Source organism: Micrococcus sp. LASM2_SD2, from assembly GCF_057364565.1.
In genome coordinates, this window is sequence record NZ_JBNFOB010000068.1 from 1 (window position 1) to 9,326 (window position 9,326).

Genomic DNA, 9,326 nt, shown 5'->3' on the forward strand with positions numbered 1-9,326 from the left:
CTCACGGTGCCGTACCTCACCGTCGCGTGGCGGCCGCGGCCGCGGCGGCGGCGATGTCAGCGATGGTGACCCTGGTGGCCGCCGTGGGCCTGGTGGCTGCCCTGCCCGTGGGCACCGTGGCCGTGCGCGTCGTGCCCGTGCTGGACGAGCTCGTCGCCCGGCTCGGACGGACGAACGCCCACGGAGCGGAAGCCCATGAAGCACAGCAGCATGAACATCAGCGTGGTGAACACGATGATGCCGTACCACGGCGCCGGGATCGGCAGCTCGTTGACGACGTGGTGGCCCTCGCCGGCGGCCAGGACGATGGCGGAGTTCAGCATTCTCGCTCCTCGGTGCGATCGGATGGGCGCGCCGGGCCCGCGGGGCGGCGGCGCAGGGGGCGTCGGTGCCAGTCTAGCCCGGCTCAGCGGCGGATCTGGCCGTCGCCGCGCAGGATCCACTTCGTGGTGGTCAGCTCCTCCAGGCCCATGGGGCCGCGGGCGTGCATCTTCTGGGTGGAGATGCCCACCTCGGCGCCGAGACCCAGCTCGCCGCCGTCGTGAAGCGGGTGGAGGCGTTGACGATCACGGCGGCCGAGTCGATGTCCTGCACGAAGCGGTCCGCGTTGGCCAGGTCGTTGGTGACGATCGCCTCGGTGTGACCGGTGGAGTAGCGGGCGATGTGCTCCACGGCCTCGGCGAGGGAGCCGACGGTCTTCACGGCCATGTCCATGTCGAGGTACTCGGTGGCCCAGTCCTCGTCCGTCGCCTCGACCGGATCCACGGCGTTCTCTCCGCGGTCCGAGCCGGTCGGCATGAGCTCCATGGCCTCGGCGTCCGCGTGCAGACGGACGCCGGCGCGGGTGAGCGCCCGCAGGACCTCGCGGGAGGCCTCCTCCGCGCCGCGGTGCAGCAGCAGGGTCTCGGCGGCGTTGCACACGCTGGTGCGGTGGGTCTTCGCGTTGACCGCGATGTCCACGGCCATCCGCACCGGGGCGGACTCGTCGATGAACAGGTGGACGTTGCCCTCGCCGGTCTCGATGACCGGGACGCGGGACTCGCGGACCACCATCTGGATGAGGTCGCGGCCGCCGCGCGGGACGAGCACGTCCACGGCGCGTGGGTGGTCATGAGGGCCTTGACGCCCTCTCGGCCGAGGTCGTCGATGCCCTGCACGAGGTTCGGATCGAAGCCCTGGTTCTCGATGGCCTGGCGCAGCACCGCGATGAGGGCGGTGTTCGTGTCCTTCGCGGCCGAGCCGCCGCGCAGGACCACCGCGTTGCCGGACTTCAGGGCGATGCCGGCGATGTCCACGGTCACATTGGGACGCGCCTCGTAGACGGCGCCGACCACACCCATGGGGACGCGGGTCTGCTGCATGCGCACGCCGTTCGGGAGCATCCGGCCGCGGACCACCACGCCCACCGGGTCCGGCAGGGCCGCGAGGGCCTCGACGGCCGTGGCGAGGCCCTCCAGGCGGTCCTCGTCCAGGGACAGGCGGTCCAGGAGGGCCTCGGAGGTGCCGTTCTCACGGCCGCGCTCCACGTCCTTCTCGTTCGCCTCGAGGATCGTCGCGGAGGAGGCGCGCAGCGCGTCGGCGATCGCCTGCAGCGTCTCGTCCTTGCGGGCACGTCCTGCGGTGGCCAGCTCGGGGGTCGCGGCGCGGGCCCGGCGGGAGATCTCCAGGATGGCGTCGACGGTCTCGTTCTCGGCGGTCTTGGTGTCGGTCATGTCGGTCACCCTTCGTCGATGGCTGTGGGATGCGTACGTGTGTGCGGTCTGGCGAGGCTCAGAGGTAGGCGGAGTGGGACGGAGCGAGCTTCACCCGGTCGTCGGCGTGGACCACCACGCCGTCGTAGCCGGCCCCGAGGTCCTCCTTGAGCTCGGTGGTGGACCGGCCGAGCATGCGCGGCAGCTGGGAGGACGAGTACTGGACCAGGCCGCGGGCCAGGACCTTGCCGCGGGAGTCGGCGATCTCGACGACGTCCCCGGAGGTGAACTGTCCGCTGAAGTCGGTGATGCCAGCGGCCAGCAGGGAGCGGCCGTTCTCGATCACGGCGCGCACCGCACCGTCGTCCAGCACCAGTCGCCCGCGGACCTCGGCGGTCAGACCGAGCCAGGCGGCGCGGGCGGAGCGGCGCCGGCCTGCGGCCTCGAACCACGTGCCGACGTCCTCGCCTGCGAAGGCGGCGGCCGCCTTCGGCGCCGAGGTCAGCAGGGTCGGGATGCCGGTGGTCGCGGCGATGCCGGCGGCGTCCACCTTGGTCACCATGCCGCCGGTGCCGACGCCCGCCGACCCCGGTGTGGCCACGTCCACGCCGACGAGGTCCTCGTCGGAGCACACGGAGTCGATGCGGCGGGAGTCCGGCTTGGACGGATGGCCGGTGTAGAGGGCGTCCACGTCCGAGAGCAGCACGAGCAGGTCGGCCTTGACGAGGTTCGCGGTGAGCGCGGCCAGGCGGTCGTTGTCCCCGAAGCGGATCTCACGGGTGGCCACCGCGTCGTTCTCGTTGACGATCGGCATGACGTCGAGGGTCAGCAGCCGGGCCAGGGCACGGTGCGCGTTGACGTATTGGCCGCGGCGCATGAGCTCCTCGGCGGTGAGCAGCACCTGGGCCACGGTGGTGTCATACCGGCCGAAGGACTGGGAGTAGTAGGCCATCAGACCGCCCTGGCCGACCGCGGCCGCGGCCGTGCTGGGTGGCGGTGTCCTTCGGGCGGCGGGTCAGGCCGAGCTGCGGGAAGCCGGCGGCGACCGCGCCCGAGGACACGAGGACGACCTGCGTGCCGCGGTCGCGCAGCGAGGCGATGAGGTCCACCAGCGCGTCGATCGCCTCGGTGTTCAGGCCCTCGTCCGTCGTCAGGGACGAGGAGCCGATCTTGATGACCACGCGGCGGGCGTCCTTGAGGGTGTCCCTCGTGGTGACCGGGTTCGTCTTGGGCTCTCCGGGCTCACCTCCGGTCGCGGGGGTGGCGTAGCGGTACACGACGGTCTTGCGGTCGGCCATCTGCGGTGGTCTCTCCTCGGTCACTCGGGGTCGGTGGGTCGGTGGTCTCTCGTCCGTGCCGCCGCCCCGGGGTCCGTGCCCGCGGCGGCCGCCCGGAGGCGGACGGGACGTCAGTCCTCGTCGTCGCGGGTGTAGTCCTCGGTCCAGATGCCGGCGCGGCGCTCGGCCTCCATCTCGGCCCGCGTCGCGGCCCGGGCGGCCTTGCGGCGGTCCTGGTCCTCGCGTTTCTCCTGGCGGGTCGCGCGGGTGCGCTCCTCCAGGCGGAGGTCGGAGCCGCGGGGGCCGGCGAGCAGCTCGGCGCCGGTGGAGATGGTGGGCTCCCAGTCGAAGAGGACGCCGGTGGAGTCGTCGCCGATCACCACGGCGTCGCCCGGCGTGGCGCCGGCCTTGAACAGGCCGTCCTCCACACCGAGGCGATGGAGCCGGTCGGCGAGGTAGCCGACGGCCTCGTCGTTGGCGAAGTCGGTCTGGGCGACCCAGCGCTCGGGCTTGAGGCCGCGCACCCGGAACAGCGGCAGCAGGTTGCGCTCCTCGCGGCGGATGTCGAACTCGTGGTTCTCGCCCTTCTTCGTCCGGCGCCGCGGGACCTCGACCGGGGCGGCCGGCTCCGGCTCGGGCTCCTGGGCGCGGGCGGCCTCAACCAGCTCGGCCATCGCGTACTTCAGGGCGTCCAGGCCCTGGTGAGCGAGCGCGGAGATCTCGAACACGCGCAGCCCGCGCTCCTCGAGCCGGGCACGCACCAGGTCGGCCATGTCCTCGCCGTCCGGCAGGTCGGTCTTGTTGAGCGCGACGAGGCGGGGACGCTCGTTGAGCGGCACCACACCGGCACCGCCCTGGGAGAAGACGGGTTCCACGGCGTAGGCGTCGAGCTCGGCCTCGAGGGCCTCGAAGTCGCTGATCGGGTCGCGGTCGGACTCCAGGGTCCCGCAGTCGAGCACGTGCACGAGGGCGGCGCAGCGCTCCACGTGGCGGAGGAACTCCAGGCCGAGGCCCTTGCCTTCGGAGGCACCGGGGATCAGGCCCGGCACGTCGGCCACGGTGTAGCGCACGTCCCCGGCCTGCACCACGCCCAGGTTCGGGACGAGCGTGGTGAACGGGTAGTCGGCGATCTTCGGGCGGGCCGCGGAGATCGCCGCGATCAGCGAGGACTTGCCGGCGGACGGGTAGCCCACGAGGGCGATGTCCGCGACGGTCTTGATCTCGAGGACGAGGTCGCGCTGTTCGCCGGGTAGGCCGAGCAGGGCGAAGCCGGGCGCCTTGCGCTTCTTCGAGGACAGCGCGGCGTTGCCCAAGCCGCCCTGCCCGCCGGCGGCGGCGACGAAGGATGCGCCCTCCCCCACCAGGTCCGCCAGGATGTTGCCGTCCGAGTCCTTCACCACGGTCCCGTCCGGCACCGGCAGGACGAGGTCCTGACCCTGCTTGCCGGAGCGGTTGTCTCCCATGCCGGGGCCGCCGTTCTCGGCGGAGCGGTGGGGCGAGTGGTGGTAGTTCAGCAGCGTGGTGGTCTGGGAGTCCACCACGAGCGTGATGTCGCCGCCGTCGCCGCCGTCGCCGCCGTCCGGTCCGCCGAGCGGCTTGAACTTCTCGCGCCGCACGGAGACACAGCCGTGGCCGCCGTTGCCGGCGGTGAGGTGCAGGACCACGCGGTCCACGAAGGCTGCCATGTCTCGGAGTCTCTCCTCGGTTCAGGGGGCCGACGGTGTCGAGCGGGGGGGGTCGGGCCCCGGATACGCCGATGGCGGGAGCGGGTCGTGAGTTCTGTCAGCGACCCGCCCCCGCCGGGGCGTCTGTACGGCTGCGGTCCGATGTCATCTCACCGGTGCGGCCGACGGAGTCTGTTCAGCCGAGGGTCACTCGGCGGCCGGGACGATGTCCACAACCTTGCGGCCGCGGCGCTGGCCGTAGGCCACGGAGCCAGCGGACAGGGCGAACAGGGTGTCGTCCTTGCCGCGGCCCACGTTGTGGCCCGGGTGGAACTTGGTGCCGCGCTGGCGGACGAGGATCTCGCCGGCGGAGACGACCTGGCCGCCGAAGCGCTTCACGCCCAGGTACTGCGGGTTCGAGTCGCGGCCGTTCTTCGAGGAACTGCCGGCCTTCTTATGTGCCATTGCTGTTACCTATTCTCTCGGATGCTTTCGAGGATGCCGATCCTGCGCGGGGCAGGCCTCAGGCGATCTCGGTGATCTTGACCGTGGACAACTCAGAGCGGTGGCCCTGACGCTTCTTGTAGCCGGTCTTGTTCTTGTACTTCTGGATGACGACCTTCTTGCCACGGGAGTGGGAGACGACCTCGGCGGTCACCTTCACACCGGCGGCGTCGGCGCCCGCCTTGACCTTGTCCCCGTCCACCAGCATCAGAGCGGGCAGCTCGACGGAGCCACCGGTCTCAGCGGCAACGCGGTCAAGGGTAACGAGGTCGCCGACGGCAACCTTCTCCTGGCGGCCGCCAGCGCGGACAATCGCGTACACCACTTGGGACTCACTTCTCTCGACGTTTCTCGGATTGACTGTGTCCACGCCTGCATCTCGACCGCACGCGCGGTTCGCCTACTCGAACACCGTCGCCGTGTGCGACGGGCATGCGGGAGCCAGCTGGCGGTGAACACCGAGTGACCATCATACGCGGTCGGCGTTCACCGGCCAAATGTCCGCTCCGGCGGCGTGGCGACGGAGCGGACACCGGCTCAGCTGTGGCGGACGATGTCCTCCGCCTTGACGCCCACACCCAGCATGACCGGGGCCGCGCCGCCCTCCTTCCGGGGCGCAGGCGCGCCCGCAGAGGCCGTGAACGTGCTGCCGCCTGACGCCTTCGGCGCCTCGACGGTGCTCACCTCGGATCCGGCGGCGCCGGACGAGGCGGCACGGCGGGGGCGACGACGGCGCGGAGCGGGCTCCGCCTGTGCCCTCGCCTCGGACGGGGCGTCCGACGACGTGGGGTTCGTCTCATTCCGGCCCGTGCCGGCCGACGCCTGCACGGGTGCCTCGGCCTGCACGGGTGCCTCAGCCTGCACGGGTGCGTCCGTGGAGGCCGCACGGCGCGTGCCGCGGTCACGCGTGGCGGCCTTCTGCTCCAGTGCGTCCTCGAGCGCGGACAGGTCCTTCGCGCCCTCCGCGGAGGAGGCACGGCGGGGTCCACGGCGGCGCGGCACGGAGACCGGCTCGCCGTCGAAGGTGATGACTCCGCCGTCCTCACCGGCCTCGACGGTCTCGGCGTCCGAGCGGTCGCGGCCGCTCCGGTCCTGACCGTCCCGGTCCTCGCCGTCCCGGCCGGCCCCGTGCCGCTCCGCACCGGAGGAGTCCGGGTCGGAGGAGTCCGAGGCGGAGGCATCGGAACCGTTCTGGGCGCGGTCCTCGCCACGGCCCTCCCCGCCGCGGCCACGGCGCCGCTTGCCGCGCCGCTTGCGGCGCGAGCGGCCGGAGGACTGCTCCTCCCCTGAGCCGTCCTTCGCGCCGGTGCCGTCCTTCGCGCCGGTGCCGTCCTTCGCGCCGGAGCCATCCCCGTCGGTGTCGGAGCCGGCCGAGGCGGAGGTGCCGTCCGCGGCGGAGTCCGTGCCGTCGTCGTCAGCAGCCTTTCCGGAGGCCTTGGCGATGGACTGGAGCGCGGCACGTGCGGCGGCCGCACGCTCCTGACGCTGCCTCTCCTCCTCGCTCAGCTCACCGTCGGAGGAGGTCTGGGAGTTCTGCTGCGCGGCCTCGGCGTCCTGGGACTGTCCCCCGCCGTTGCCGCCGCGCTTCTTCCGGCGACGACGGCCCTCGCCCTCGCCGCGCGGCTCACCGTGGGCGTTGTGGGAGCGATGGCGGTCCACGGGCTCGTCCTGGATCAGGATGCCGCGGCCGGCGCAATGCTCACAGGTCTCCGAGAACACCTCGACCAGGCCGGTGCCCATGCGCTTGCGGGTCATCTGCACCAGGCCCAGCGAGGTCACCTCGGCGACCTGGTGCTTGGTGCGGTCCCGGCCGAGACACTCGACCATCCGACGCAGCACCAGGTCCCGGTTGGACTCCAGCACCATGTCGATGAAGTCCACGACGATGATGCCGCCGATGTCCCGCAGACGCAGCTGGCGGACGATCTCCTCCGCGGCCTCGAGGTTGTTCTTGGTGACGGTCTCCTCGAGGTTGCCCCCGGAGCCGGTGAACTTGCCGGTGTTCACGTCCACCACGGTCATCGCCTCGGTGCGGTCGATCACCAGAGAGCCGCCGGAGGGCAGGTACACCTTGCGCTCGAGTGCCTTGTGGAGCTGCTCGTCGATGCGGTGGGTGGTGTACAGGTCCTCACCGTCGTGGTCCTGGGGCACCCAGTGGTGCAGGCGGTCCAGCAGGTGCGGGGCCACGTACATCACGTAGGCCTCGATGTTGTCCCAGGTCTCCTGGCCCTGCACGAGCATGGCCGAGAAGTCCTCGTTGAAGACGTCGCGGACGGTCTTGATGGTCAGGTCCGGCTCCGCGTACAGCAGCTCCGGCGCCAGCACCTTTGTGCCCTGGGCCTTGGACTGGATGCCCTCCCACTGGGCGCGCAGGCGGTTGATGTCGTTCTGCAGCTCCTGCTCCGAGGTGCCCTCGGCCGCGGTGCGGACGATCACGCCGGCGTCCTGCGGCAGGTGGTCCTTGAGGATCTTCTTCAGGCGGGAGCGCTCCACGTCCGGGAGCTTGCGGGAGATGCCGGTCATGGAGCCGCCGGGCACGTACACGAGGTAGCGGCCGGGCAGGGAGACCTGGCTGGTCAGGCGGGCGCCCTTGTGGCCGACCGGGTCCTTGGTGACCTGGACCAGGACGGTGTCCCCAGACTTCAGGGCGTTCTCGATCTTCTTGGGCTTGCCGTCCAGGTTGGCGGCGGACCAGTCGACCTCGCCCGCGTACAGCACCGCGTTGCGGCCGCGGCCGATATCCACGAAGGCCGCCTCCATGGACGGCAGCACGTTTTGGACCTTGCCCAGGTAGACGTTGCCGATCATCGAATCCTGCGTGGTGTGGGAGACGAAGTGCTCGGCCAGCACGCCGTCCTCCAGCACGGCGATCTGGATGCGCCTGTCCCGCTGGCGGACCAGCATCTTGCGGTCCACGGACTCGCGGCGGGCCAGGAACTCGGCCTCGGTGATGACCTGGCGGCGACGGCCGCCGGCGCGCGAGTCGCGGCGGCGCTGGCGCTTGGCCTCCAGGCGGGTGGAGCCCTTGACGCCCTGGACCGTGTCCGCTGCCTTGGCGGAGGCCTGGCGCGGAGCCCGGACCCGGGTCACCGTGTTCTCCGGATCGCCGTCCTCACGGCCGTCCAGCTCCATGTCCACGGAGCCGCGGCGGCGCTTGCGACGGCGGCGCGAGGTGGTCCCGGAGGGACGGTCCTCGTCCTGCCTGTCCTGGGCGGAGTCCTCGGCGTCGGTATCGTCACCGCCGGCATCGCCACGGCTCTCGCCGCGCTCCGAGCGGGAGCTGCGGCCCCGGCCACGGCGCCGGCGGCGTCCGTGACCCGACTCCTGCGCGTCGTCGCCCTCGCCGGCCTCGTCCCGGTCCTCTGCGTCGGCGTCCTCGGCGTCTCGCCGGCGGCGCTCCGCAGCGGTCAGCTCGGGGATCAGGTCCTCCGGGACGGCAAACGGGTCGGACGGGTCGAAGACGAAGGTCTGGGCGGCGGCCTGATCGCCGTCCTCCTCGGACCCCTCGGAGTCCTCGGCTGCGTCGTCGGACTCGGTCTCGGTCTCGACGGCAGGCTCGGCCGCGGCAGGCTCGTCCTCAGCGCCGGCCATGCCCTCAGCCTTGCCCTGGGTCTCGGTGTCGACCTGCTCCGAGCCCTGCTCGGCGGCGGTCTCCGCGGTGTGCTCGGCGGATTCCGCCGCGGTGGTCTCAGGGGTGTTCTCGGCTGCCATTGCAGCTCCTCCTGCCGCCGGACGGTGCCACACCCACCGCGCCGGAGGCGTCCAGGTCTGCCGCCCCGACGCGTTCGCCCCGTGCCGGCCCGTGGGCCGCGGGGTGCGTCGCGGAGCAGACGCCAAAGTCCTGTGCTGAACCGGCGGGCCGCTCGTCTGTCCTTCTCGGCTGCCCCTTCCGGAACCACCGGGTCGGCCGGGCCGGTACCGCCGGTGTCCGTCCCAGGTCCGCGCGCTGCGGGGCTGTCACTGCCCCACGCGCTGCGTGGACCGGGTCGAGCTGGCTCGACCCCGGTGCGTCGGCGGCGACCCGGCCGGTCACCCAGAGGCCGCGTCCGTGGTGTGGCCACGGCGCGTCGGATCCGATTCTCTCACACGCCGACACGTGACCCCGGGCACGTTCGCCCCCGGCCTAGACTGCCTGCCATGGACCGCTCCACCGACTCCGCCGCCACCGCCGCGGCCCTGGTCGCCGACGA

At 72.1% G+C, this 9,326-nt stretch carries 5 protein-coding genes and 2 pseudogenes; all 7 read right to left on the reverse strand.

Translation table 11 applies throughout. From position 1 onward, the window contains the following. Positions 1–56: 56 nt before the first annotated feature. Positions 57–323 carry a hypothetical protein gene (locus tag AC2W7A_RS05480; protein ID WP_485990464.1) on the reverse strand — a complete coding sequence of 89 codons (267 nt, stop codon included), beginning with the start codon at positions 321–323 and terminating at the stop codon, positions 57–59. A gap of 83 nt (positions 324–406) precedes the next feature. Then, positions 407–1,712: pseudogene (locus AC2W7A_RS05485) on the reverse strand (glutamate-5-semialdehyde dehydrogenase). A gap of 58 nt (positions 1,713–1,770) precedes the next feature. Next, a pseudogene (gene proB, locus AC2W7A_RS05490) lies at positions 1,771–2,989 on the reverse strand (glutamate 5-kinase). Between the two features lie 110 nt (positions 2,990–3,099). Next, on the reverse strand, positions 3,100–4,653 hold the full coding sequence (obgE, locus tag AC2W7A_RS05495; protein ID WP_485990465.1) for a GTPase ObgE: 1,554 nt from the start codon (positions 4,651–4,653) through the stop codon (positions 3,100–3,102). Between the two features lie 186 nt (positions 4,654–4,839). Continuing rightward, positions 4,840–5,097 carry a 50S ribosomal protein L27 gene (gene rpmA, locus AC2W7A_RS05500; RefSeq protein WP_485990466.1) on the reverse strand — a complete coding sequence of 86 codons (258 nt, stop codon included), beginning with the start codon at positions 5,095–5,097 and terminating at the stop codon, positions 4,840–4,842. Positions 5,098–5,155: 58 nt separating this feature from the next. Next, positions 5,156–5,461, reverse strand: a complete 306-nt coding sequence (rplU, locus tag AC2W7A_RS05505) for a 50S ribosomal protein L21 (RefSeq protein ID WP_088478204.1) — start codon at positions 5,459–5,461, stop codon at positions 5,156–5,158. Between the two features lie 212 nt (positions 5,462–5,673). Continuing rightward, positions 5,674–8,847 carry an Rne/Rng family ribonuclease gene (locus AC2W7A_RS05510; protein WP_485990467.1) on the reverse strand — a complete coding sequence of 1,058 codons (3,174 nt, stop codon included), beginning with the start codon at positions 8,845–8,847 and terminating at the stop codon, positions 5,674–5,676. Positions 8,848–9,326: the final 479 nt, after the last annotated feature.